Here is a 23,894-nt window from a genome sequence, read left to right as displayed (position 1 = left end):
AGAGGGCGTGACAATGGAAGCCACCGTTGCCGAGCGCGGACAGATCACGCTCCCGAAGGCCGTGCGGGATGCACTGGGCCTGACCAAGGGAAGCGTGCTCAAGGTCGAGCTGGAAGGTAGCCGCATCGTGTTGCGGAAGAGTGTCGACGACGCGATCTCGCGCGTGCGCGGCAAGTTCGCCCTCGATGCGGTGCCGACACCGGATACGCCCGCCGAATGATCGCCGTCGACGCGCCCGTCCTGATCGAACTGCTGACCGACGGCCCGCGTGCGGACGCCGTGGAGGCCGGCCTGCGCCAGAGTCTGGGCGGCGGTCGCGTGGTCGTCTGCGATGCCGCACTGGCGCAGCTGTGTGCTTCGCTGCGCAACGGCGCCGATGCGCTGGCGGCGCTGGAGGAGATGGGCGTGCATTTCCACCCGGTCGAGGCCAAGTCCGCGCTGCGGGCGGGCGAGATGCAGCGACGTCATCGCCAGCGCGAAGGCGGGGCACGGCCGATCGCCGACTTCCTGGTCGGCGCGCATGCGCTGCTGCAGTGCGACGGGCTGATCACCTTCGACACTGCGTTCCACCGCGACTATTTCAAGGGCCTGAAACTCATCGTGCCCGCCAACGAGTAAGCCTCAACCGTTTTCCTCTCCACCGCCCCATCGAACGACCGGAGTCACCATGTTGGAAGCCTATCGCCACCACGTAGCCGAGCGCGCCGCGCTGGGCATCCCGCCGCTGCCGCTGACGGCCCAGCAGACGGCCGAGGTCATCGAACTGCTGAAGAATCCGCCGGCCGGTGAAGAAGACTTCCTGATCGAGCTGATCACCCACCGCGTGCCTGCCGGCGTCGATGATGCTGCCAAGGTCAAGGCGTCCTACCTGGCCGCCGTGGCCTTCGGCGCCGAGAAGACGCCGCTGATCTCCGCGAAGCGCGCCACCGAACTGCTCGGCACCATGCTGGGTGGCTACAACATCCATCCGCTGATCGACCTGCTCGACAACGCCGAGCTGGGCGCGGTCGCGGCCGAAGGCCTGAAGCACACGCTGCTGATCTTCGACGCCTTCCACGATGTGCAGGAAAAAGCCGAGGCCGGCAATGCGCACGCGCAGGCCGTGCTGCAGAGCTGGGCCGATGCCGAGTGGTTCACCAGCAAGCCGGAAGTGCCGCAGTCCCTGACGATCACCGTGTTCAAGGTGCCGGGCGAAACCAACACCGACGACCTGTCGCCGGCACCGGACGCCACCACGCGCCCGGATATCCCGCTGCATGCGCTGGCGATGCTGAAGAACAAGCGTCCCGATGCGCCGTTCGTGCCGGAGGAAGACGGCAAGCGCGGTCCCATCCAGGAAATCCTGTCGCTGAAGGACAAGGGCCACCTGGTCGCGTACGTCGGCGACGTGGTCGGTACCGGTTCCTCGCGCAAGTCGGCGACCAACAGCGTGCTGTGGTTCACCGGCGAGGACATCCCGTTCATCCCGAACAAACGCTTCGGCGGTGTCTGCCTGGGCTCCAAGATCGCCCCGATCTTCTACAACACGATGGAAGACGCCGGCGCGCTGCCGATCGAGCTCGATGTGTCGCAGATGAACCACGGCGACGTGGTCGAGCTGCGCCCTTACGACGGCAAGGCGTTGAAGAATGGTGAAGTGATCGCCGAGTTCCAGGTGAAGTCCGAGGTGCTGTTCGATGAAGTGCGTGCCGGCGGCCGCATCCCGTTGATCATCGGCCGCGGCCTCACCGCGAAGGCGCGCGAAGCGCTGAAGCTGCCCGCGACGGACCTGTTCCGCCTGCCGCAGCAGCCAGCCGATACCGGCAAGGGTTTCTCGCTCGCCCAGAAGATGGTCGGCCGCGCCTGCGGTTTGCCGGAAAACCAGGGCGTGCGCCCCGGCACGTACTGCGAGCCGAAGATGACCTCGGTGGGGTCGCAGGACACCACCGGCCCGATGACCCGCGACGAGCTGAAGGACCTGGCCTGCCTGGGCTTCTCGGCGGACCTGGTGATGCAGTCGTTCTGCCACACGGCGGCCTATCCGAAGCCGGTCGACGTGAAGACGCACCACACGCTGCCGGAATTCATCTCCACCCGCGGCGGTATCTCGCTGCGTCCCGGCGACGGCGTGATCCACAGCTGGCTCAACCGCATGCTGCTGCCCGACACCGTCGGCACCGGCGGCGACTCGCACACGCGTTTCCCGGTGGGCATCTCGTTCCCGGCCGGTTCGGGCCTGGTCGCGTTCGCCGCAGCCACCGGCGTGATGCCGTTGGACATGCCGGAATCGGTGCTGGTGCGCTTCAAGGGCGAGATGCAGCCCGGCGTCACTCTGCGCGACCTGGTCAACGCCATCCCATACTACGCCCTCAAATCCGGATTGCTGACAGTCGCCAAGCAGGGCAAGAAGAACATCTTCTCCGGCCGCATCCTGGAGATCGAGGGCCTGCCGGACCTGAAGGTGGAGCAGGCGTTCGAACTGTCCGACGCGTCGGCCGAACGTTCGGCCGCCGGTTGCACGGTGCGTCTCAACAAGGAACCCATCATCGAGTACCTCACCAGCAACATCACGCTGCTGAAGTGGATGATCGCCGAAGGCTACGCCGACGCCCGTTCGCTGGCCCGCCGCATCAAGAAGATGGAAGCATGGCTGGCCGACCCGCAGCTGCTGGAGCCGGATGCCGACGCCGAGTACGCCGCCGTCATCGAGATCGACCTGGCCGACGTACACGAGCCGCTGCTGGCCTGCCCGAACGATCCGGACGATGTGAAGACGCTGTCCGACGTGGCCGGCACCAAGATCGATGAGGTCTTCATCGGTTCGTGCATGACCAACATCGGCCACTTCCGCGCGGCCGCCAAGCTGCTGGAAGGCAAGCGCGACATCCCGACCCGCCTGTGGGTCGCGCCGCCAACCAAGATGGACGCCTCCGAGCTGACCAAGGAAGGGCACTACGGCACCTTCGGCACCGCCGGCGCGCGCATGGAGATGCCGGGCTGCTCGCTGTGCATGGGCAACCAGGCGCAGGTGCGCGAGGGCGCGACGGTGTTCTCCACCTCGACCCGCAACTTCCCGAACCGCCTGGGCCGCAACTCCAATGTGTTCCTGGGCTCGGCGGAACTGGCGGCGATCTGCTCGCGTCTGGGCAAGATCCCGACCAAGGCCGAATACATGGCCGACATCGGGGTGATCAATGAGAAGGGCGCCGAGATCTACCGCTACATGAACTTCGATCAGATCGAGGAATACCAGGACGTGGCCAAGACCGTCGCGGCCTGATCGGCCCGACGGGAAAAGAAAAGGCCCGGCAATGCCGGGCCTTTTTCTTGCGCGTTCCACCGGGTCAGGCCAGCCAGTCCTCCACCGCCTCCAGCATCTGCCGGCGGCCGAGAACGAAATCCCACATCGTGCCGCCCAGCTGCCGCCAGAGCACGGCCGAGCGCACGGCGGCCAGCAGGATCGCGCGGATCTCGGCCACCACCCCGGGCTGACCGAGGTAATGCGGATTGCCCTGGACCATCACACGCGGGCGCAGGTGGCTGATGGTGTCGGCGTACAGCCCACCCAACGCGGACAGCACATCCGGATGGGTGCTGCCCTGTTGTTCCGCACGTGGCGCGATCTCGCCAATGCCGCGCGTGACCGCATGCACCGTGTCGTTCTCGCGCACAAAGCGACGCTCCAGTTGCAGCACCGCCATCGCCAGGCGGGGCAGGGCCTCGTCGTGGGCGTCCTTCGCCAGATAGCTGCGGAGGACGCGCAGGCCGGGCGTGACCCCGGCCACGCTGCCGTAGACGTCCGCCGGCGACGCGGCATCGATGCGGAACACGCTGTCCAGTGCGGCCTGCACGGCCGACCCTTCGGACTGGCCGGTTTCGGCGATGCGGCGGACCTGGTGGAGCGCCTGCGCCAACCCGGCCAAGGCCAACACGCGGTCGGAATATCGATTGCTCAAGCTGCTTGCTCCGCGAGTTTCATTTCAAGAGGTGCGTCGGTGCGCGCGATGACCGCGCCCCCCAGGCATTCGTCGCCGTCATACAGCACGAGCGATTGACCGGGCGTGACGGCACGCTGTGGCGCCGTGAATTCAACCGCGACCGTGCCGTCATCGAGCACGTCCACCTGGCACGGCTCGTCCGGTTGCCGGTAACGGGTCTGTGCGGTGCAGGCGAAGCGGCCAGCAGGCGGACTGCCGGCAACCCAGTGCGCCGACTCGGTCCACAGGCGCCTGGACATCAGATAGGGGCTCTGGGTGTCCTGATCGACGTACAGCACGTTGTGGGCCACATCCTTGCCCACGACATACCACGGTGCCTGCGGGCGCCCGCGAACACCGCCGATCTGCAGGCCTTCACGCTGACCGAGGGTGAAATAGAAGACGCCGGAGTGCTCGCCGATCACCTGGCCTTGCGGATCGCGCATCTCGCCGCGCCTGGCGGGCAGGTAGCGGCCGAGGAACTCGCGGAAGTCGCGTTCGCCGATGAAGCAGATGCCGGTGGAATCCTTCTTGTCGTGCGTCTGCAACCCCGCCTCGCGCGCGATATGGCGCAAGTCGGTCTTCTGCAGTTCGCCGATCGGGAACAGCGTGGCCGACAGTTGCGCCTGGCCGAGCTGGTGCAGGAAATAGCTCTGGTCCTTGCCGCGGTCGACACCGCGCAGCAGGCGCCAGCGTCCATCCCGCTGGTCCACGCGCGCATAGTGGCCGGTGGCGATCTTCTCGGCGCCCAGGTCGCGTGCGGCATCGAGGAAGTGCTTGAACTTCACCTCGCGATTGCACAGCACATCGGGGTTGGGCGTACGGCCTGCGGCGTACTCGGCCAGGAAGTGCTCGAACACGCCCTGCCAGTATTCGCTCGAAAAATCGCGGAAGTGGAACGGAATGCCGAGGCGGCCGCAGACGGCGACCGCATCGCGCCGGTCGTCCTCGGCGCGACAATCGCCGGAGCCATCATCGGCCCAGTTCTGCATGAACAGGCCTGCGACGGATTCACCCCGCCGCACCAGTTGCAGGGCGGCGACGGACGAATCCACGCCGCCCGAGACGCCCACGATGACGCGTGGCTGGCTCATGCGATCTGTTGCAGCGTGGACAGGGGAGAGCGACGTCCCGACAGGAAGTCCTGCACGACCTGCCACACCAGCGGGCTGCGGTGGCGGTCGGACTGTGCCTGCAGTTCGGCGGGCGTCAGCCACACTGCCTGCACGATGCCGTCGTCGAGCGGGCGGTCCGGTAGGTGGCGCACCGGCTCGGCGGCGAAGGCGAAGCGCAGGTAGTGCCGCCCCGTCTCCGCTTTCCATTGGTAGGCACCGACGAAGGCGGTCAGTTCGACCTCCCAGCCGGTTTCCTCGAGGGTCTCGCGGCGGGCAGCCTCCAGCAGGCTCTCGTCCGGTTCCAGGTGGCCCGCCGGCTGATTGAAGACCAGACGACCCTGTGCACGCTCTTCCACCATCAACAGCCTGCCATCGTGGACCACCACCGTGGCCACGGTGACGTCAGGCTGCCAGAAGCGTCCCTCCCGGTAGCTCACTTACAGCTCGTCCTTCTCGCCGGAGAGCTCGATTTCCTCGTTGTCCGCCGTCTCCGCCGCAATGTCCATCGCCGCTTCCAGCGCCGCGCCGTCCACGCTGTCGGGCAGCTTGATGACGAAATACAGCACGTCGCCCGACAGCTCCCAGCTGCCCAGCTTCTTGGCGCGGCTGTCCGCCATCAGCGCGAGTGCCTTGGCGCCATCGATGCCGTCGGCGGCGACGCGGCCGGCCGGGGAGAACACCTCGCGGATGCTGATGCCGTTGACGTGTTCGGTGCGTCCGGACACGAAGACGAGCTGGGTGCGGTTCTCCTGCTTGTAGGAGTAGGTGACCTTGTAATCGCCATCGGCGTCCACTTCGAACTGGATCCCGCGCGCCGTCAGCCGGGCGTCAACCGAGGCGTCGGCCGCCAGCACGGGCGTCGCGATCGCAGTGGCGCACAGCAGGGCGGCGGAGGACAGTCGGGACAGCGCAGGTTTCATGGTCGGCTCGGTGGTATTGGGATGGCGCATTGTGGCCGGGGTCACGCATGGCGTCCATGCGGGCGGCGACGGCCGGCTCCACCGCCTATAATTGGCCCATGTCCCGAAAGAACGAAAACGAACGCGACCATGGCCTGATGGTGGAGACCAGCCGGCCCGAGGTCGCGCCGCCACCCCTGTACCAGGTACTGCTGCTCAACGACGACTACACGCCGATGGACTTCGTGGTGACCGTCCTCCAGCAGTTCTTCGTCATGGACCTGGAAAAGGCGACGCAGGTGATGCTGCACGTGCATACCCGCGGTCGTGGCGTATGCGGCGTGTACACCCGCGAGGTGGCCGAATCCAAGGTGGCCCAGGTCAACGAGTTTTCACGTATGAACCAGCATCCCCTGCTGTGCACGATGGAGAAATCCTGAGGGGACCGGCGGGGTAGGCCGGGTCGGATACGGTGTGGGGGCACCGCCGCGAGGCACAAGGCAACGATCCCTGAACACTGAAATCCGGTAGGGTGATGGAAAACCGCCCGCCAAGCCGCATATTGTCGGCATAGGCCCCGGAGGCAACCATGTTCAGCAAAGACCTCGAGCAGACCATCGGACAGTGCTACAAGCGCGCCCGCGAAGCTCGGCACGAATTCATGACCGTCGAGCACCTGCTGCTCGCGCTGCTCGAAAACCCCTCGGCACAGGCCGTCCTGAAGGCGACCGGCGCGGACGCCAACCGTCTGCGGGCGGACCTGGAACAGGCCATCGAAGCATCGGTCTCGCGGCTGGCGGAAGACGACGGCCGCGACACCCAGCCGACGCTGGGCTTCCAGCGTGTGCTGCAGCGCGCCGTCTACCACGTGCAGTCCTCGGGCAAGAAGGAGGTCACCGGCGCCAACGTGCTGGTCGCGATCTTCGGCGAGAAGGACTCGCACGCGGTGTACTTCCTCAACCAGCAGGACGTCACCCGCCTCGACATCGTCAACTACCTGTCCCATGGCATCGCCAAGCAGGGCGAGGAGAACGAGGCCGGCGGACAGCCGGAGGGCGAGGGCAAGGCGGAGGGCGGTGAGGGCGAAGGCAAGGGCGACGCACTGACCGAATTCGCCAGCAACCTGAACGACATGGCGCGCCAGGGCCGCATCGATCCCCTGGTGGGCCGTGGCGACGAGATCGAGCGGACCATCCAGGTGTTGTGCCGTCGCCGCAAGAACAATCCGCTCTACGTCGGCGAAGCCGGCGTGGGCAAGACGGCGCTGGCCGAAGGCCTGGCCAAGCGCATCGTCGAGGGCGAAGTGCCCGATGTGCTGCTGGATGCCGTCATCTACTCGCTGGACCTGGGCGCGCTGGTCGCGGGCACCAAGTACCGGGGCGACTTCGAGAAGCGCCTGAAGGGCGTGCTGGCGGCGATCAAGAAGATCCCCGGCGCCATCCTGTTCGTCGACGAGATCCACACCATCATCGGCGCCGGTTCGGCCAGTGGCGGCACGATGGATGCGTCCAACCTGATCAAGCCGGCGCTGGCGTCGGGCGAGCTCCGCTGCATCGGCTCAACCACGTTCCAGGAGTACCGTGGCATTTTCGAGAAGGACCGCGCGCTGGCGCGGCGCTTCCAGAAGATCGATATCGTCGAGCCCACCGTGGGCGAGACCTACGAGATCCTGCAGGGGCTGAAGCCCAAGTACGAGGCGCACCATGGCGTGACCTACGCGGATGATGCGCTGCAGGCAGCGGTGGACCTGTCGGTGAAACACATCGGCGACCGCCTGCTGCCGGACAAGGCCATCGACGTCATCGACGAGGCGGGTGCCCGCCAGCGCCTGCTGCCGCTGGAGACGCGCAAGGAACTGATCGACGTCGAGGAAATCGAGACCATCGTCGCCAAGATGGCGCGGATTCCGGCCAAGCAGGTGTCCTCGTCCGACAAGGACGTGCTGCAGCACCTGGAGCGCAACCTGAAGATGGTGATCTTCGGGCAGGACCCGGCCATCGAGACGCTGGCTTCGTCCATCAAGCTGGCGCGCAGCGGCCTGGCCAATCCCGAGAAGCCGATCGGCAACTTCCTGTTTGCCGGTCCGACCGGCGTCGGCAAGACCGAGGTGACCAAGCAACTGGCGCTGCAGCTGGGTATCGAGCTGGTGCGCTTCGACATGTCCGAGTACATGGAACCGCATTCGGTCAGCCGCCTGATCGGTGCGCCTCCCGGCTATGTCGGCTTCGACCAGGGCGGCCTGCTGACCGAGAAGATCGTCAAGACGCCGCACTGTGTACTGTTGCTGGACGAAGTGGAGAAGGCGCACCCCGACATCTTCAACATCCTGCTGCAGGTCATGGACCGCGGGGTGCTGACGGATACCAATGGGCGCGAGGCCAACTTCAAGAACGTCATCCTGGTGATGACCACCAACGCCGGTGCGGCGCAGGCATCGCGCCGGACCATCGGCTTCACCCGCCAAGACCATTCCACCGACGCGATGGAAGTGATCCGGCGCAGCTTCACGCCGGAGTTCCGCAACCGGCTGGATGCCATCGTGCAGTTCCAGGGGCTGGGCTTCGAGCACATCCTGCGCGTGGTGGACAAGTTCGTCATCGAGCTGGAAATGCTGCTGCAGGAGAAGCACGTCAGCCTGTCCGCCACCCCGGCGGCGCGTGACTGGCTGGCCCAGCACGGCTTCGATCCGCTGATGGGCGCGCGCCCGATGGCCCGCCTGATCCAGGACAAGGTGAAGCGTCCGCTGGCCGACGAGCTGCTGTTCGGCAAGCTGGTGGACGGTGGCCGGGTCAGCATCGACGTGCGGGAGGGCGAACTGGTCGTCGATGCGCAGGCTGAACCTGAAAGGCTGTTGCCGGCGACGGTGTAATCGGCCGGACGCTCACGCGGCCATGTCAGAAAAGGCGGCCTCCGGGCCGCCTTTTCCGTACGGACGCCTTACTGTCGTGCGCGTCGTTTGCGGACAGCGAACTCATCGGCCGTGATCTGTTCCACGATGCTGACGCGGCAGCTCCCGCGCTTCGTCACCACCTTGGTGTCCTGGGGGCACAGCTGGCCCACCTGGCCCTTCGTGGATATTTCCACGGTGGGCGTCATGGTGATGGGGGCGCAGCTGTTTCGGAATGCGACACGGTAGTGGCTCTGGCCGTCACGCAGATAGAACTGCTCACCGCCGCCGGCTCTGATGATTTCCTGGTCGTTGCCCAGGCTCACGCACGCGGTCACCGGCTCACCCGCCTGTGCCGCCAAGGGGACCAGGCTCGCTACGAGCAGCAGGAAGGGAAGAAGACGTGGATTCATGGCACCGCTCGACGGGTTGGCAGCCGGAATTGGCCACGGCCACGCTACGCCTCGGTCCCGAGCTGCAAATCTGCCGTTGGTGGTCCTTACCAGCGACCCGGTGCCGGAAGTCACGGCACCCGCACCAGCCCGCACGCTCGGGCGCATAAACGCAGAAAGCGGCCATTGGCCGCTTTCAAATCAAAGAGTTGCGCGCATTACTTCATGCGATAAGTGATTCGACCCTTGGTGAGGTCGTACGGGGTCATTTCGACCTTCACCTTGTCGCCGGTCAGGATGCGGATGTAGTTCTTGCGCATGCGGCCGGAGATGTGGGCGATGATCTCGTGCCCGTTTTCCAGCTTGACCCGGAACATGGTGTTGGGCAGCGTCTCGGCAACGGTGCCTTCGAATTCAATGGAATCGTCTTTCGACATGTATGCCTGTGCTGTGCCGCGAGGGATGGCGGATGCCATGAAGCCGGGCATTGTACGCCTGCGGGGCTCCCGGTGCAAAAATTCCGTTACGGCACCAATGGTTGCGCCAGTTCCGGGGCCGCCATTACACCGAATCGCTCCGTCCAGCCCTCGGCGGGGAAGGGGTGTGCCACCCATTGGGCAACCTCGGCAAGAAACGCCTCCCGGGGCATCAGGATTGCGCCCAACGAGCGCAGGTGTGCGTTCTCCACCTGCGCATCGATGAGCGGCCAGCCCCATGCCCGCAATCGCATGGCCAGCGCCGCGAGCGCGACCTTGGATCCGCCCGGACGGGCACTGAACATGCTCTCGCCGAAGAACATGCACCCGATTGCCACGCCATAGATGCCGCCCACCAGCGCGCCATCGGCGAAGACCTCGACCGAATGCGCGTGCCCCGCCCGGTGCAGATCGATGTAGGCCTGGCGCATGCCGGACGTGATCCACGTACCCTCCTGTCCTGGCCGGGGTGCTTGCGCGCAGGCGGTGATGACCTGCTCGAAACGGGTGTCCGCGCGGATCTGCCACGTGCTGTGCTTCAGGTCGCGACGGAAGCGCGAGGACAGGCGCACGCCGTCGGTGCGGAACACCATGCGGGGATCCGGCGACCACCACAACGGGGGCTGGCCCGGAGAAAACCACGGGAAGATGCCGTTTCGATAGGCGTTGAGCAGGCGCGGCAGCGACAGGTCGCCACCGATCGCCAGCAATCCGTCGGGTTCGCGCATGGCGTTGCCGACGGGAGGGAAAGGCGCGTGGGGATCGGAAGACAGGACGAACGGCCGTTGGCGCATGTCGCGATTGTAGGGCGCATACCCGGCGCGACGCGCGGGGTTCAGTCGCACTGCTTGAACGGCGTATGCGCCTGCAGGCTGAGGGCATAGCGGCGCACGGCCGAGGCTTCTTCCCCGCACCAATCGGCCAGGGCGGCGGAGAAGTCCGGACGGGCGATCCAGTGGCGTGAGTACACGAAGGCGGGCAGGAACCCGCGCGCGATCTTGTGTTCGCCTTGGGCGCCGGGCTCGAAGATCTTCAATCCCTCGCGCAGGCAATAGTCGATGCCCTGGTAGTAGCAGGTCTCGAAATGCAGTCCCGGCAGCACGCTCTCCGCGCCCCAGTAACGGCCATACAGGGTGTCCCCTCCGCGCAGGCACAGCGCCCCTGCGATCGTGCGGCCCTGATGATCGGCCAGGAACATCACCAGGTTGCGCGGCAGCGAGGTTGCGAGATGTTGCAGGAACTGCAGCGTCAGTGCCGGCGAGTTGCCGTAGTCGCGGAAGGTACGCAGGTAGAACCCGAACATCGCCTGCAGGTCGGCCCCGCTGGCCTCGTCGCCGTGCACGGTACGGAAGGTCACCCCGGCGCGCTGCACCTTCGCGCGTTCCTTGCGGATGTTCTTGCGGTGCTTGTGGTCGAAGTCCGCCAGGAAGCCATCAAAGTCGCACCAGTGCCCGGGGTTGCGCCAGTGGTACTGCACATCGATGCGGGGCAGCCAGTCGTCCGGAAAGCCTGCGTGCTCGACGGGCGTCGGGAAGTTGATGTGGGCGGAAGACAGGTTCAGCCGCAGCGCCTGGTCCTGGATCGACGTCAGCAGCAACGCGCGATGGCCATGATCCGATGCCAGCAGCCGTGGTCCCGTGACAGGCGAGTAGGGCACACCGCCCAGCCACTTGGGGTAATAGTCCAGTCCGTGCTGCGCGTACGCGTGCGCCCAGGCGTGGTCGAACACGAACTCGCCGTGCGAGTTTTCCTTGAGGTAGCCCGGCGCTGCGGCGACCAGCAGCTCTCCGTCCCACAAGGTGGCGTGATGAGGCGTCCAGCCCCATTCCTCGCGCAGGCAGCCGTGGGCTTCCAACCCGTGCAGGAACGCATGGGAAACAAAAGGGTTGCGGCCATCGTGCAAGGCGTCCCACGCGGGCGCCGGCAGGTCGGCAAGGGAAGGAAGGAAACGGACCGCAATCATCGGCAGATGCTACGGACGCAGATCCAGCACGTCGATGGTCGGAGGATTGAACAAGCGCATCGGCAGGCCGATCTCGCCGGTACCCACGGTGGTGTACACGCGCACGCGGCCATGGGGCGTGCGCAGGAACTGCTCGCCGCGATCGAAGCCGTACTGGCTGGGAATCACGCGTTTGTACAGCCACGGAATGCGGATCTGCCCACCATGCGTATGGCCTGCAAGCACCAGAGCCGCCCGGGCCGGATCGAGGTCGATCGCGCTGTCGGGATTGTGGGTCAGCACCAGGGTGGGGGAGGTCGAGGGCAGGGCGGAAAGGAAGCCGGGATCGTCCTTGTTCGCCCAGCGGTCGCCCAGTCCGGCGAGACGGAATCCGCGCACGGTGACGGTTTCGCCTTCGATCACGCTGACGTTGTGCCTCGCCAGGGCGGAACGGAGTTCTGCATCGATGTCGGGCCCCGGCGCCTGCTGGTCATGATTGCCGAGCACGGCGTACGTTGGCAGGTGGAGCTCCGCGAGGGGCGCGAACATCTGTTGCAGCGACTTGCCGGCAGGCTCGTAGGTGAAATCGCCGGCAATCACCACCGCGTCCGCCTGCAGGGTGTTGATCCGGTCCACCAACCGCTGCAGGTATCTACTGTCCTTGTAGACGCCCAGATGGATGTCGCTGATCAGCACCAGGCGTGCCTGCCCGCCGGTGCCGGCGAGTACCGTCTCCTGTACGTGGATCCGCTGTGGTTCGACGAAGCGTGACCAAGCGAACAGCAGGCAGCCGGACAAAAGCAGGGCAACCAGCCAGCGCCCGCGCCTCTCGCGCAAGCGCCACACCAGCCAGGCCAGGAAAGGCCAGACCAGCCAGCTGCCGTAGAACAGGCACTGCTTGATCAGCAGCTTGTCCATCCCTGGCGCTCTCCCCTGGGGCCCGGATCAGCCGTCCTTGTCCAGGAAGCGCTCCGCATCCAGCGCCGCCATGCAACCGAAGCCTGCCGAGGTGATGGCCTGGCGGTAGTGCTGGTCGGTCACGTCGCCGGCGGCAAACACGCCCGGGATCGTCGTCGCGGTGGCGTTGCCCTCGATGCCGGAGCGGATCTTCAGGTAGCCGTTGCTCATGTCCAGTTGGCCTTCGAACAGGCCTGTGTTCGGCGTGTGGCCGATGGCCACGAAGAAGCCGTGCACGTCGATGTCGCGCGTGCTGCCGTCCTGCATCGACTTGACCCGGATGCCGGTGACGCCGGCCTCGTTGCCCAGCACCTCGTCCACCGTGTGGTGCCACACCGGCTCGATCTTGCCGGCCTGGATCTTGGCGAACAGCTTGTCCTGCATGATTTTCTCGGCGCGCAGGGTGTCGCGACGGTGCACCAGGTAAACCTTGCGGGCGATGTTGGACAGGTACAGCGCTTCCTCCACCGCGGTGTTGCCGCCGCCGATCACGGCCACGTCCTGGTCCCGGTAGAAGAAGCCGTCGCAGGTCGCGCAGGCCGACACGCCGCGGCCCTTGAAGGCTTCTTCGGACGGCAGGCCCAAGTACTTGGCGGTGGCGCCAGTGGCGATGATCAGTGCGTCGGCGGTGTACTCGCCGCTGTCGCCGATCAGCTTGAACGGACGCTTGGACAGATCGGCGGTATGGATGTGGTCGAAGATCACCTCCGTCTCGAAGCGCTCCGCATGCGCCTGCATGCGCGCCATGAGGTCGGGGCCCATCAGGCCATGGGCATCGCCGGGCCAGTTGTCCACTTCCGTGGTGGTCATCAGCTGGCCACCCTGCTGCAGGCCGGTGACCACGACGGGCTTGAGATTGGCGCGGGCTGCGTAGACGGCAGCGGTCCAACCGGCGGGGCCGGAGCCCAGGATCAACAGGCGGCAGTGCTTCGAAGTGCTCATGTATACTCGCGAAAAGAGGGTGATCGGGCAGGCAACGACGCAATTGGATCATCGTCTGCAAGCCCATAGAGTGGCGATGCGTATCCGGCGAATCAAGGCGCGCGGGTGGAAAGCGGTGGTGCACGCGCAAGCCCGACGGATCGATTGAAGACGCTGCGCAGCCACGCGGCGTTTTTTGCTGTCTGGGGTAGCGCAATCGTCCGCCCTGGCGGGATGCCCCTGCTGTTGCGTCGGGCATGATTCGTTTACTATCAATCACTAACAGAAATTTCCTAAGGTCTGGTCCAAAGGTGGCGAAGCAGCTCCCGGACAACGGCAAATCCAAAGGCGGCAACACGGCCGCGCGCAAGCAGGCGTCGCCTCCGAATCCCCGCAGGCAGCGTCTCTGGCGTGATCTGGCGCTGATCGCCATTGCTCCCCTGTTGCTGTACCTGCTGGCCAGTCTCTTCACCTTCTCGCCGCAGGACCCCAGCTGGTCGCAGTCCGGCAGCCTGACCGCGCCGGTCCACAACATGGGGGGACTGGCGGGTGCGTACCTCGCCGACATGCTGTTGTGGCTGTTCGGCTACGTGGCTTTCCTGTTGCCGTTGATCCTTGGCGCGGTCGCGTGGATCGCGTTGTTCGGCATGGATACCGATGGCGACGGTGAGGCCGACCTGGGGCCGGCGCTGCGCCTGATCGGCATGGTCGGCTTCCTGATTTCGGCGACGGGGCTGCTGCATCTGCGTGGCGTGCCGGCCGAACATTTTTCCGCCGGAGCCGGCGGCATCCTCGGCACGCTGGTGGGCAAGTCGCTGCTCAAGCTGTTTGGCGGACTGGGTGGCAACCTGTTCCTGCTGGTGCTGTTCCTGACCTCGGTGACGCTGGCGACCGGACTGTCGTGGTTCGCCGTGATGGAGCGCATCGGCAAATACGTGCTGATGCTGCCCGACCTGTTCCGCCGCGGCAGCCAGCAGGCCAACGAATGGCAGCAGACGCGGGCGATGCGCGAAGAGCGCGAGACCGTCCGCAAGACCGACGCCATTGCCCGCGCCAAGCGCGAGCCGGTGAAGATCGAACCGCCTGCGCCCGCCATCGTGGAAAAGAGCGAACGCGCCAAGCGCGAGCAGCAGATCCCGCTGTTCCACGGCACCGGCGGCGACGAATCCGGCCTGCCGCCGCTGTCGCTGCTGGACGATCCGAAACCGCAAACCAAGGGCTATTCCGAAGAAACACTGGAAACCCTGTCGCGGCAGATCGAGTTCAAGCTCAAGGACTTCCGCATCGATGCCCAGGTGGTCGGCGCCTATCCAGGCCCCGTGATCACGCGCTTCGAGATGGAGCCCGCGCCCGGTGTGAAGGTCAGCCAGATCAGCTCGCTGGACAAGGACATCGCCCGCGGCCTGTCGGTGAAGTCGGTGCGCGTGGTGGACGTGATCCCCGGCAAGTCGGTGATCGGCCTGGAGATCCCGAACACCAGCCGCGAGATGATCTTCCTCAGCGAGTTGCTGCGCTCGAAGGAATACGACAAGTCGGGCAGTCCGCTGACGCTGGCGCTGGGCAAGGACATCGCCGGTCGGCCGACCGTGGCCGACCTGGCGCGCATGCCGCACCTGCTGGTCGCCGGCACCACCGGCTCGGGCAAGTCCGTCGCGGTCAACGCCATGGTGCTGAGCCTGCTGTACAAGGCCTCGCCGAAAGACCTGCGCATGCTGATGATCGACCCCAAGATGCTGGAACTCAGCGTCTACCAGGGCATCCCGCATCTGCTGGCGCCGGTCGTGACCGACATGAAGGAGGCCGCCAACGGTCTGCGCTGGTGCGTGGCGGAAATGGAGCGCCGCTACAAGCTGATGAGCGCGGTGGGCGTGCGCAACCTGGCCGGCTTCAACAAGAAGGTCAAGGACGCGATGGACGCGGGCCAGCCGTTGATGGACCCGCTGTTCAAGCCGAACCCGGACCTGGCCGAGGCCCCGCGTCCGCTCGAGCCGATGCCCTTCATCGTCATCTTCATCGACGAATTCGCCGACATGATGATGATCGTCGGCAAGAAGGTGGAAGAACTGATCGCCCGCCTGGCGCAGAAGGCGCGCGCGGCCGGCATCCACCTGATCCTGGCTACCCAACGCCCGTCGGTGGACGTCATCACCGGCCTGATCAAGGCCAATATTCCCACCCGCATCGCGTTCCAGGTCAGTTCGAAGATCGACTCGCGCACCATCCTCGACCAGTCCGGTGCGGAAACGCTGCTCGGCCACGGCGACATGCTGTATCTGCCGCCGGGCACCGCGATGCCCGAGCGCATCCATGGTGCCTTCGTCAGCGACGAGGAAGTGCACCGCGTGGTGGAACACCTCAAGGCCAGTGGCAGCGCCGACTACATCGAAGGCGTGCTGGAGGAGATCCAGACCATGGGCGACGGCATCGTCGTGGGGCCGACCGGCCTTCCGGAGTCGGGCGGCGGTGGCGGCGACGAATCCGATCCGCTGTACGACGAAGCGGTGAAGATCGTCACCGAGAGCCGGCGTGCGTCGATCTCCGGCGTGCAGCGCCGTTTGAAGATCGGCTACAACCGTGCCGCACGCCTGATCGAAGCCATGGAAGCGGCCGGCGTGGTGACGCCACCCGAGCACAACGGCGACCGCCAGGTCCTCGCGCCGCCGCCACCGCGCTGACGCTTGATTTTAGGGGAGCGACGTAAGTCGCGACGACGCGCTGCCGGAGATCGATCGCGACTTACGTCGCTCCCACCACAGCCGGGCGCCCACCCCCCATTCAGTTTCACCCGGCCACACTCCGCCCCAACGTCCCTCACCCCGGAACGCACCATGCTCCGCACTGCACGCTACGCCATCCTCGCCACCGCCTTGCTCGCCACCAGCGCCTTCGCCGGTGCCCGCGATGAGCTCAAGACCTTCACCACCGGGCTGAAAGGGTTGGACGGGCAGTTCACCCAGAAGGTGTACGACGGGGGGGGCAAGCTCAAGGAAACCTCGAATGGCCGCGTCGCGCTGTCCGCCCCGCGCCTGTTCCGCTGGGAGTACAACAAGCCCTACGAACAGCTGATCGTTGCTGACGGCAAGAAAGTCTGGGTCTACGACCCGGACCTGCAGCAGGCCACCGTGCGCGAACAGGGCATCGAAGAAGAGAACAGCCCGCTGGCGGCGCTGATCGACCCCGGCAAGCTGGACCAGCAGTTCAAGGTCGCCGAAGCCACGGGGCAGGGCGGCGAGCAGTGGCTGACGCTCACGCCCAAGCAGGAAGGCGATGCCAGCTTCCAGACCGCGCGCCTGGCGTTCACCAACGGCACGCTGGTGAGGATGGAAGTGAAGGATGCGGTGGGCCAGCGCACGGAAATCAGCTTCTCGGGCTGGAAGCGCAATCCCGCGTTCGCCGCGGGCACGTTCAAGTATGCACCGGCCAAGGGCGTGGATGTCGTGGGCGGCCCCTGAGCGGGACGCCACGCATGGCCTGCGGTCGCGCGACGTTACAATGAAGCGTGGCCAAGACACGTACCCCCCTTGAACCGCAGGCCGACCTGCTGAGTACCGACACCGATGCGCTGAGGCCGTTGGCAGAGCGCATCCGGCCGCGCAGCCTGGATGAAATGGTCGGCCAACGCCGGCTGCTCGCGCCGGGGAGCGCGCTGCGTCGTGCCGTGGAATCCGGCCATGTGCACTCGATGATCCTGTGGGGACCCCCGGGCTGCGGCAAGACCACCTTGTCGCTGCTGCTGGCGCGCTATGCCGATGCCGAGTTCAAGGCGATCTCCGCCGTGCTGTCCGGCCTGCCCGAGGTACGCCAGGTGCTGGCCGAAGCCGCGCAACGCTTTGCCGGCGGTCGTCGTACGGTGCTGTTCGTGGACGAAGTGCACCGCTTCAACAAGGCACAGCAGGATGCGTTCCTGCCGCATATCGAGCGCGGGACGATCATCTTCGTTGGCGCCACAACGGAGAATCCGTCGTTCGAACTGAACTCCGCGCTGCTCTCGCGCTGCCGCGTGCATGTGATGGAAGCGGTGTCGCCCGATGACATCCGGCATGCCCTTCGCCTTGCGCTTGCGGATGCCGAGCGCGGACTGGGCGAGCTTGGCGTGGAGGTGGACGACGAAGCGCTGCTGGAGATCGCGACGGCTGCCGACGGGGATGTGCGGCGAGGATTGACGCTGCTCGAAATCGCTGCGGAACTGGCTGCCGACGAAGGGGGGCGCATCACCCCGCAGACACTCGCACAGGTGCTGGCAGACCGCACGCGCCGCTTCGACAAGGGGGGCGAGCAGTTCTACGACCAGATCTCGGCCCTGCACAAGTCGGTGCGCAGCTCCAATCCCGACGGCGCCGTGTACTGGCTGGCGCGCATGCTGGATGGGGGGTGCGACCCCGCCTATCTGGCACGACGCATGACGCGGATGGCCGTGGAGGACATCGGCCTGGCTGATCCGCGCGCCCTGCAGATGGCGATCGACGCGTGGGATACCTACGAGCGGCTCGGCAGTCCCGAGGGCGACCTCGCGCTCGCGCAACTGGTGATCTATCTCGCCAGCACGGCCAAATCCAACGCCGGCTACATGGCGTTCAACGCCGCCAAGCGCGACGTGCGCGAATACGGCACGCAGGACGTACCCCTGCACCTGCGCAACGCCCCGACCAAGCTGATGAAGGAGCTGGGCTACGGCACCGGTTACCAGTACGACCACGATGCAGCGGGCGGCATCGCGCTGGACCAGACGGCATTTCCCGATGCGATGGGCGAGCAGGTCTACTATGCGCCCGTCGACCGCGGCCTCGAGATCAAGCTGAAGGAAAAACTCGACCGTCTGCGCGAGGCGCGCCGCCAGGCGCGACTGCAGGCCGGACGCGACGACTGACCTCCCCGCTGACGGAAGACGACCGATGCCGGCACACGCTGCACTCTGGTGGCAACAACTGATGCTGGTGATGGCGGGCGGTGCGCTCGGCGCGGCGGCGCGCTTCTGGCTGGGCGGCGCGCTGCTGCGACAGCTGGGAAGCGGATTTCCCTGGGGCACGTTCGCGGTGAACATGATCGGCTCGTTCGCCGCCGGCTTCCTTGCGATCTGGCTGGAAGGGCGCGGCCCTTCCGCACTCTACTGGCGCGCCTTCCTGCTCGTCGGGGTGCTGGGAGCACTGACCACGTATTCGGCGCTGATGGTGGAGTGCCTGTTGTTCGCGCGAACGGAGCGCCAGGGCGCCGCGCTTGGCTATCTCGCAATCACGCTGCTGACCGGGCTGCTGCTGGTGTGGCTGGGTGCACGCCTCGCCGATGCGGTCCGCGCACCGACCTGGTAACGGCGACAACGCTGGCAACTACCGGGGCCGGCCATCACGCGCTGGATATGACGCTCCCGCTTCGCCAGCGGACGAGCGGTCTGTTCGCGAACGAAAATTTAACGCGTCGCGCGAACAGGACTAACGATTGCCATGCAAGTGTGACCCGCGTCGCTTTTTAGGGGCTTCCCCTGGGTCCCGGAGCGGCCACAAGGAGAATCAACATGTGCATTCGCAAGACACTGATCGCATCGGCGGTATTGCTGGCGCTCGGCACGACGGGACAGGCATTCGCGCAACAGACCAATACCGAAAATGGCCCGGGTGACGACATCCTGGTCAACCTCTCGGCGGATCTGAGCAACAACAGCACCAACACGGACAACAGTGACCACTCCGACAATTCGGACAACTCCGACAATTCCGACCACAGCGACAACAGCACCCACGACGGCGACAACCGCAACAATCGCGGCAGGGCGACTGCGGAGGGCTTCGGCTCGACGGCCGCCAACAATGGCAGCACCGCGACGTCCACGTTCTCCAACTCTTTCAACCACAGCAAGGCCGTGGCCGAAACGAAGCTGATCGGCGCCGTTTCGGGCGTGACCGTGCACGACATCGGCAACGTGGCCAAGAACTGGGGCGACGCGAACGGCGGCGACGGTGGCAAAGGCGGCGCGGGCTACGGTGGCAAGGGCTACGGCGGTAGCGCCGCGGGTGGCACCGGCAACGGAGGTGACGGCGGCGACGGCGGCAATGGCGGCAATGGCGGCAGCGGTGGCGATGCCAACAACGGCAGCGCGACGGCGGGCGATTCGTCCAACGGCAGCGCAACCATCGGCGACGCGACGGCCGGCAACGGTGGTCGTGGTGGCAACGCCGACGATACACGCGGCGCCAATGGCGGCGACGGCAATGGCTGGGGCGGCGACGGCGACGCGACGGCCGGCAATGGCCGTGGTCGTGGCGGTGACGCCGGTGGCTGGGGCGGTGATGGTGGCGGAGCCACGGGTGCTTCAGGTGGCGATGCCGGAAGCGCGAGCGGCGACACCGGTTCGATCGCGGGTGCTTCCGGTGGCGACGCCGGAGCAGGCAGCGGCAACGTGCGCGAACGTGGCGCAGGCGACGGTACCAGTGGCGACGGCACGGCAACCGGTGGCGCAGGCACGTCAGGTGACGCGACTGCAACGGGCGGAGCAAGCAGCGCCACCGCCGGTGCAGGCACGTCGGGTGACGCGACCGGTACCGGCGGTGACGGCTCCGGCACGGGCGGCGCAGGCTCCGGGACGGGCGGCGACGCGACCGCCACGGGCGGTGCAGGCTCCGGCATGGGCGGCGCAGGCGGCACGGTGACGGCGACCGCAGGAGACGGCGGTGATGGTGGCGATGCCAGCAATGGCGACGCCAGCAACGGCAGCGCGTCCTCCACCGCCAGCAATGGCGATGCGACGGCCGGCAACGGCGCCAGCGGCGCGGTCGGTGCGACCGGTGGTGCCGGCGGCGTCGGCAACGGTGGCGATGGCAATGGCGGTGACGGCAATGGTGGCGTCGGCAACGGTGCGACCGGTGGTGCCGGCGGCGCGGGCGGTTCCGTTGCGGTCGATGCGGGTGCGTTCGACATGTCCAACAACATGACGAGCGTCGGGCAGTCGGCGGCCGGCATCATGGTGGCGGCACAGAACAGCGGCATGGCCTCGCTGATCCAGCAAGGCATCACCGTTCAAGCCAACCTGACCGTAGGCCCATAAGCGTTCCGCGGTGTCCTGGCCCAGCCGGGCCAGGCACTCCGTGCGGACGCAGGCGTCCCGCTTCACGGCGGGACGCCCCATGGCTGCGCGGTGGACGCATGGCAAGGGAGACTGACCATGCATACGCACCAACAGGCCGGGTTGCGCATCGCAGCCTGGGGATTGCTCGTCCTCGCGTTTGGCGCCTCGGCGGAAGACAACACCGTCGCCCGCGCAGGATGGACACCCGCCATCACGTTCGAAACCAAAGTTCCGGACGTTCGGCTCGTGGCCGTCAGCGAATTGGGACGCGCGATCGCGGTGGACCGGCTGTCCGGCTTGCGAGGCGGTGACAGCAGCCAGACTGAGAACCTCATCGATGTGGACGGCTCCGTGGATGGCAACACGGCGCACCACATCACCAGTGGAACCAACAGCATCGCTGACGGCGCGTTCGGCAACGCCAGCGGCATCAACACGGTCATCCAGAACACCGGCAGCAACGTGCTGATCCAGAACGCGATGATCGTGACCATCGATTTCAGCGGCGGACCGCAATGAAACACCGTGTGCGGCAGCGTGGATGGCCGCGATGCGTCGCGCTCGCGTGCGCGCTGGCGGTGCTCGGTGGCGCTTCGGCGGCCACCAGCGACATCCGCGTGCCGGGCAGCGCCTACAGCGTCCGCGTGACCAGCCTGAAGGAAGCGCGGTTCAAGACGACGCTGCCGCAGCAGTACGATTTCAGTTGCGGCTCCGCCGCTACGGCGACGCTGCTGACGCATCAGTATGGCCACGCTGTCAGCGAAGTCGACGTCTTCGTGCAGATGTACAACAACGGCGACCAGGCGCGCATCCGCAAGGAAGGCTTCTCGCTGCTCGACATGCGACGCTACCTGCGCTCGAAGGGGTACGAGGCCGACGGCTTCGAGTTGCCGCTGGATAAACTGCAGCAGGAGAACGTGCCGGCCATCGTGCTGCTCAACGACCGCGGGTACCGTCACTTCGTCGTGGTGAAGGGCCTGCGCGACGGTCGCGTGCTGCTGGGCGACCCGGCGCGTGGCACGCGTGCGATGCCGCGTTCTCGCTTCGAGGCGCTGTGGGACAACCGGGTGATGTTCGTCGTGCACAACCAGCGGGAACGCGCCCGCTTCAACCAGGCCCGCGACTGGCAGACCGCACCTCCGGCGCCGCTCGACATGGGAATCCAGCGTGATGGCCTGCGCAACGTCACCGTGCCCAGGCGCGGTGCGGGAGACATCTGACATGGACAGGATCAGGCAGGGTGTATGCCGCGCCACGGTCATGCTGGCGGTGCTGCTGGCACCGGTGGGTGCACGGGGGCAGGGCGGTGACCTGGGCGCCGAATGGCAACCGGTGGATCCCGCCCGGCTGGCGCAGATGCGCGGGGGCTTCCAGATGCCGTCGGGCATGACCCTGTCGTTCGGCATCGAGCGCGTCGTCTTCGTCAACGGCGAACTGACGGCGCGTATCGCCGTGCAGGTTCCGGACGTGGCACGCATCACGCCGGACCAGGCTCAGGCGTTGGCCGATTTCAATCGCGGGCTGGTGGTCCAGATCGGCGAGGGCAATCGCTTCGATCCCGCACAGGCCACCGGCGGCCTGGTGATCCAGAACACGCTGGACGACCAGGATATCCGCACCGTCACCCGCATCGACGTGGGTGTCGACACGCTCGGGGCCTACCAGACCCTCAACGCGAACGGCGCGCTCACGGACGCGCTGATCCGCGCACCCGGCAGCCCGTGACATCGACGCAGGACCGGGATCACCGCGCTCACGCACAAGACAAGGGGCACAGCATGAAAGGGACGTCTCTGATGGAAGTCGCACCGCTGGCACTGGCAGTCAGCCTGGGGGTGCACGCAGGGCAGGCGCGGGCACAGGAACCGGTGATGCCGGCGTCGCCCCCTCCGCCGGTGCCGGCGCAGCCCTACGAAATCACCGCCGATGCACGGCTGGACGCACTGCAGCGCCAGCTCAATGAGCAGACACATCGGTTGCAGGCGATGCGTGACGCCATGCAGGCCCAGGAGCAGCAGATATTCACCCTGCAGAATGCGCTCAACGAAGAAATCCTCGCCAATGCGCGCGCGCGTGGTGCGCCCGCCCCCGTGATCGTGCCCGCGCTGAACCAGGCACCGACCTTCCGCGATTCCCCTCCACCTGCGCAGACCTACATCGTGACCGGCCCAGCGCCGCAGGCGACCCCGGTGGCACCGGCTCCCGACGGCGCGCATGCGGGCACGCAGGTCGCGCAATCCGGTTCCCCCCCGCCCGCGGGCCAGCAGACACAGCAGGCAGACACGCAGGCGCCGCAACGTGTCGGACAGGCGCCGGAGAGCGAGTCGCGGCCGCCCGAGGTCGCGCAGATCTTCGATCAGCCGGGCGTGCTGACGCCCAAGGGCAAGATGGTGGTGGAGCCGTCGCTGCAGTACGGCTACTCGGCCAACGATCGTGTCGCGCTGGTGGGCTACACCATCATTCCCGCCATCCTGATCGGCCTGATCGATGTGCGCCAGGTGAAGACCACCACCGCCGTCGCCACGCTGACCGGGCGTTATGGCCTCAGCCGGCGCATGGAACTCGAAGCGAAGCTGCCCTACGTCTACATCCACAGCGATACGGTCAGCCGCGAGATCTTCACCGGTTCCGCCCAGGACCGCGTGTTCAACGCACGCGGCAGCGGGATGGGCGACGTGGAAGTCACCGGCCGCTACCAGCTGAACCGGGGCGCCGCCGACAAACCGTTCTACATCGCATGGCTGCGCTACAAGAGCCGCACGGGGCGCGATCTGTTCGAGGTCGTCACCGACTGCGTGACGCGCTGCGTGGCCAACACCACCGGTACCGGCCTGCCACTGGACCTGCCCACGGGCAGCGGCTTCAACGCCCTGCAGCCCGGCGTCACCTGGCTGTTCCCCTCCGATCCGGTGGTGTTCTTCGGCAGTCTCAGCTACCTGCACAACTTCAAGCGCAGCAATGTCTCGCGCCGCGTACTGGGCGGGCAGACCGAATTCCTGGGCGACATCAAGGCCGGCGACATCCTCGGCTTCAACCTCGGCATGGGCCTGGCGCTCAACGAGAAGGCGGCCATCAGCATCGGTTACGACCAGAGCATCGTCGACAAGACCGAGCAGGATGGAAAGGAGGTGGCGGGCGCCGTGCGTACCACGCTGGGTACGCTGCTGCTGGGCGGCACCTACCGCTTCAGCGACCGCATGTCGCTCAATGTCGCGCTGGGCGTGGGCGTGACCCGCGACACGCCGGACCTCACCTTCACCGCGCGCTTGCCGATCAACTTCTGATCCGGCAA

24 protein-coding genes are annotated in these 23,894 nt (G+C 66.5%); 14 read left to right on the top strand and 10 right to left on the bottom strand.

What is annotated here, in order from left to right; genetic code table 11:
• Positions 1-13 precede the first annotated feature (13 nt).
• Genes AC3DET_RS00190 through acnB form a run of 3 tightly spaced genes read left to right on the top strand, consistent with a single transcriptional unit; the run spans position 14 to position 3,259 of the window.
• Complete coding sequence (locus AC3DET_RS00190; RefSeq protein ID WP_337729804.1) at positions 14-220, top strand: AbrB/MazE/SpoVT family DNA-binding domain-containing protein; 207 nt, start codon at positions 14-16, stop codon at positions 218-220.
• Positions 217-618, top strand: coding sequence for a type II toxin-antitoxin system VapC family toxin (locus tag AC3DET_RS00185; protein WP_488390346.1), 402 nt, complete (start codon positions 217-219; stop codon positions 616-618). The genes AC3DET_RS00190 and AC3DET_RS00185 overlap by 4 nt, the downstream gene beginning before the upstream one ends.
• Positions 619-667: 49 nt before the next feature.
• The gene (gene acnB, locus AC3DET_RS00180; RefSeq protein WP_488390345.1) at positions 668-3,259 is read left to right on the top strand and encodes a bifunctional aconitate hydratase 2/2-methylisocitrate dehydratase; all 2,592 of its coding nucleotides are present in this window, start codon (positions 668-670) and stop codon (positions 3,257-3,259) included.
• Between the two features lie 64 nt (positions 3,260-3,323).
• Here the strand turns inward: acnB and hflD are convergent, their stop codons facing one another.
• From hflD to AC3DET_RS00160, 4 genes are read right to left on the bottom strand one after another with little or no spacing between them, the layout of a single operon-like run.
• The gene (gene hflD / locus AC3DET_RS00175; RefSeq protein ID WP_337729801.1) at positions 3,324-3,935 is read right to left on the bottom strand and encodes a high frequency lysogenization protein HflD; all 612 of its coding nucleotides are present in this window, start codon (positions 3,933-3,935) and stop codon (positions 3,324-3,326) included.
• Entirely contained in the window at positions 3,932-5,050 is a 1,119-nt protein-coding gene (mnmA, locus tag AC3DET_RS00170) for a tRNA 2-thiouridine(34) synthase MnmA (RefSeq protein WP_488390344.1), read from the bottom strand. The genes hflD and mnmA overlap by 4 nt, the downstream gene beginning before the upstream one ends.
• The gene (locus AC3DET_RS00165; protein ID WP_337729799.1) at positions 5,047-5,508 is read right to left on the bottom strand and encodes an NUDIX hydrolase; all 462 of its coding nucleotides are present in this window, start codon (positions 5,506-5,508) and stop codon (positions 5,047-5,049) included. The genes mnmA and AC3DET_RS00165 overlap by 4 nt, the downstream gene beginning before the upstream one ends.
• Positions 5,509-5,991 (bottom strand): DUF4136 domain-containing protein, encoded by a 483-nt coding sequence (locus AC3DET_RS00160; RefSeq protein ID WP_192201151.1) that lies wholly within the window; start codon positions 5,989-5,991, stop codon positions 5,509-5,511. It lies immediately after the preceding gene.
• A 98-nt stretch (positions 5,992-6,089) separates the two neighbouring features.
• Between AC3DET_RS00160 and clpS the strand changes: the two genes are divergently transcribed.
• Together clpS and clpA are read left to right on the top strand one after the other, a co-directional pair.
• Positions 6,090-6,410: an ATP-dependent Clp protease adapter ClpS gene (clpS, locus tag AC3DET_RS00155; RefSeq protein ID WP_192201152.1), complete on the top strand. Its 321-nt coding sequence runs from the start codon at positions 6,090-6,092 to the stop codon at positions 6,408-6,410.
• 149 nt (positions 6,411-6,559) lie between these two features.
• Positions 6,560-8,839 (top strand): ATP-dependent Clp protease ATP-binding subunit ClpA, encoded by a 2,280-nt coding sequence (gene clpA / locus AC3DET_RS00150; RefSeq protein ID WP_446537110.1) that lies wholly within the window; start codon positions 6,560-6,562, stop codon positions 8,837-8,839.
• A gap of 68 nt (positions 8,840-8,907) precedes the next feature.
• Here clpA and AC3DET_RS00145 read toward each other — a convergent pair whose 3' ends face one another.
• From AC3DET_RS00145 to trxB, 6 genes are all read right to left on the bottom strand, one after another.
• Entirely contained in the window at positions 8,908-9,270 is a 363-nt protein-coding gene (locus tag AC3DET_RS00145) for a hypothetical protein (protein WP_337729796.1), read from the bottom strand.
• Between the two features lie 197 nt (positions 9,271-9,467).
• Complete coding sequence (infA, locus tag AC3DET_RS00140) at positions 9,468-9,686, bottom strand: translation initiation factor IF-1 (RefSeq protein ID WP_055943174.1); 219 nt, start codon at positions 9,684-9,686, stop codon at positions 9,468-9,470.
• An 86-nt stretch (positions 9,687-9,772) separates the two neighbouring features.
• Entirely contained in the window at positions 9,773-10,519 is a 747-nt protein-coding gene (gene aat, locus AC3DET_RS00135) for a leucyl/phenylalanyl-tRNA--protein transferase (RefSeq protein WP_488390343.1), read from the bottom strand.
• A 41-nt stretch (positions 10,520-10,560) separates the two neighbouring features.
• A complete protein-coding gene (locus AC3DET_RS00130) occupies positions 10,561-11,688 on the bottom strand; it encodes a GNAT family N-acetyltransferase (RefSeq protein WP_488390342.1) in 1,128 nt (375 codons plus the stop codon).
• Between the two features lie 9 nt (positions 11,689-11,697).
• Positions 11,698-12,585, bottom strand: coding sequence for a metallophosphoesterase (locus AC3DET_RS00125; protein WP_488390341.1), 888 nt, complete (start codon positions 12,583-12,585; stop codon positions 11,698-11,700).
• 27 nt (positions 12,586-12,612) lie between these two features.
• A complete protein-coding gene (gene trxB / locus AC3DET_RS00120; protein ID WP_337729792.1) occupies positions 12,613-13,566 on the bottom strand; it encodes a thioredoxin-disulfide reductase in 954 nt (317 codons plus the stop codon).
• A gap of 290 nt (positions 13,567-13,856) precedes the next feature.
• On the opposite strand from trxB, the gene AC3DET_RS00115 reads away from it, so the two are divergent.
• From AC3DET_RS00115 to AC3DET_RS00075, 9 genes are all read left to right on the top strand, one after another.
• The gene (locus tag AC3DET_RS00115; RefSeq protein WP_337729791.1) at positions 13,857-16,220 is read left to right on the top strand and encodes a DNA translocase FtsK; all 2,364 of its coding nucleotides are present in this window, start codon (positions 13,857-13,859) and stop codon (positions 16,218-16,220) included.
• Between the two features lie 153 nt (positions 16,221-16,373).
• Positions 16,374-16,997, top strand: coding sequence for an outer membrane lipoprotein periplasmic chaperone LolA (lolA, locus tag AC3DET_RS00110; RefSeq protein WP_192201160.1), 624 nt, complete (start codon positions 16,374-16,376; stop codon positions 16,995-16,997).
• A 47-nt stretch (positions 16,998-17,044) separates the two neighbouring features.
• The gene (locus AC3DET_RS00105; protein WP_446537104.1) at positions 17,045-18,412 is read left to right on the top strand and encodes a replication-associated recombination protein A; all 1,368 of its coding nucleotides are present in this window, start codon (positions 17,045-17,047) and stop codon (positions 18,410-18,412) included.
• A gap of 25 nt (positions 18,413-18,437) precedes the next feature.
• Positions 18,438-18,851: a fluoride efflux transporter CrcB gene (crcB, locus tag AC3DET_RS00100; protein WP_192201162.1), complete on the top strand. Its 414-nt coding sequence runs from the start codon at positions 18,438-18,440 to the stop codon at positions 18,849-18,851.
• 203 nt (positions 18,852-19,054) lie between these two features.
• Positions 19,055-20,581 (top strand): hypothetical protein, encoded by a 1,527-nt coding sequence (locus AC3DET_RS00095; RefSeq protein ID WP_337729788.1) that lies wholly within the window; start codon positions 19,055-19,057, stop codon positions 20,579-20,581.
• A 90-nt stretch (positions 20,582-20,671) separates the two neighbouring features.
• Complete coding sequence (locus AC3DET_RS00090) at positions 20,672-21,121, top strand: hypothetical protein (RefSeq protein WP_488390340.1); 450 nt, start codon at positions 20,672-20,674, stop codon at positions 21,119-21,121.
• Positions 21,118-21,822 carry a C39 family peptidase gene (locus AC3DET_RS00085; RefSeq protein WP_337729786.1) on the top strand — a complete coding sequence of 235 codons (705 nt, stop codon included), beginning with the start codon at positions 21,118-21,120 and terminating at the stop codon, positions 21,820-21,822. Before AC3DET_RS00090 ends, AC3DET_RS00085 begins: the two co-directional genes overlap by 4 nt.
• 1 nt (position 21,823) lies before the next feature.
• Positions 21,824-22,327: a hypothetical protein gene (locus AC3DET_RS00080; protein WP_488390339.1), complete on the top strand. Its 504-nt coding sequence runs from the start codon at positions 21,824-21,826 to the stop codon at positions 22,325-22,327.
• A gap of 53 nt (positions 22,328-22,380) precedes the next feature.
• Positions 22,381-23,886 (top strand): acetate kinase, encoded by a 1,506-nt coding sequence (locus AC3DET_RS00075; RefSeq protein ID WP_337729784.1) that lies wholly within the window; start codon positions 22,381-22,383, stop codon positions 23,884-23,886.
• The last annotated feature ends 8 nt before the right edge of the window (positions 23,887-23,894 follow it).

This window comes from Pseudoxanthomonas sp. 97-1-1, from assembly GCF_057773125.1.
The sequence above is the reverse complement of the archived record's forward strand: the minus strand, read 5'-3'. Positions and strand labels throughout refer to the sequence as shown.

What these genes read in the sequence shown, in the direction of transcription:
- AC3DET_RS00190 (WP_337729804.1), top strand. Translation starts at nt 14, where the DNA reads ATGGAAGCCACCGTTGCCGAGCGCGGACAGATCACGCTCCCGAAGGCC.
- AC3DET_RS00185 (WP_488390346.1), top strand. Translation starts at nt 217, where the DNA reads ATGATCGCCGTCGACGCGCCCGTCCTGATCGAACTGCTGACCGACGGC.
- acnB (WP_488390345.1), top strand. Translation starts at nt 668, where the DNA reads ATGTTGGAAGCCTATCGCCACCACGTAGCCGAGCGCGCCGCGCTGGGC.
- mnmA (WP_488390344.1), bottom strand. Translation starts at nt 5,050, where the DNA reads ATGAGCCAGCCACGCGTCATCGTGGGCGTCTCGGGCGGCGTGGATTCG.
- AC3DET_RS00160 (WP_192201151.1), bottom strand. Translation starts at nt 5,991, where the DNA reads ATGAAACCTGCGCTGTCCCGACTGTCCTCCGCCGCCCTGCTGTGCGCC.
- clpS (WP_192201152.1), top strand. Translation starts at nt 6,090, where the DNA reads ATGTCCCGAAAGAACGAAAACGAACGCGACCATGGCCTGATGGTGGAG.
- clpA (WP_446537110.1), top strand. Translation starts at nt 6,560, where the DNA reads ATGTTCAGCAAAGACCTCGAGCAGACCATCGGACAGTGCTACAAGCGC.
- AC3DET_RS00145 (WP_337729796.1), bottom strand. Translation starts at nt 9,270, where the DNA reads ATGAATCCACGTCTTCTTCCCTTCCTGCTGCTCGTAGCGAGCCTGGTC.
- infA (WP_055943174.1), bottom strand. Translation starts at nt 9,686, where the DNA reads ATGTCGAAAGACGATTCCATTGAATTCGAAGGCACCGTTGCCGAGACG.
- aat (WP_488390343.1), bottom strand. Translation starts at nt 10,519, where the DNA reads ATGCGCCAACGGCCGTTCGTCCTGTCTTCCGATCCCCACGCGCCTTTC.
- AC3DET_RS00130 (WP_488390342.1), bottom strand. Translation starts at nt 11,688, where the DNA reads ATGATTGCGGTCCGTTTCCTTCCTTCCCTTGCCGACCTGCCGGCGCCC.
- AC3DET_RS00125 (WP_488390341.1), bottom strand. Translation starts at nt 12,585, where the DNA reads ATGGACAAGCTGCTGATCAAGCAGTGCCTGTTCTACGGCAGCTGGCTG.
- trxB (WP_337729792.1), bottom strand. Translation starts at nt 13,566, where the DNA reads ATGAGCACTTCGAAGCACTGCCGCCTGTTGATCCTGGGCTCCGGCCCC.
- lolA (WP_192201160.1), top strand. Translation starts at nt 16,374, where the DNA reads ATGCTCCGCACTGCACGCTACGCCATCCTCGCCACCGCCTTGCTCGCC.
- crcB (WP_192201162.1), top strand. Translation starts at nt 18,438, where the DNA reads ATGCCGGCACACGCTGCACTCTGGTGGCAACAACTGATGCTGGTGATG.
- AC3DET_RS00095 (WP_337729788.1), top strand. Translation starts at nt 19,055, where the DNA reads ATGTGCATTCGCAAGACACTGATCGCATCGGCGGTATTGCTGGCGCTC.
- AC3DET_RS00085 (WP_337729786.1), top strand. Translation starts at nt 21,118, where the DNA reads ATGAAACACCGTGTGCGGCAGCGTGGATGGCCGCGATGCGTCGCGCTC.
- AC3DET_RS00080 (WP_488390339.1), top strand. Translation starts at nt 21,824, where the DNA reads ATGGACAGGATCAGGCAGGGTGTATGCCGCGCCACGGTCATGCTGGCG.
- AC3DET_RS00075 (WP_337729784.1), top strand. Translation starts at nt 22,381, where the DNA reads ATGAAAGGGACGTCTCTGATGGAAGTCGCACCGCTGGCACTGGCAGTC.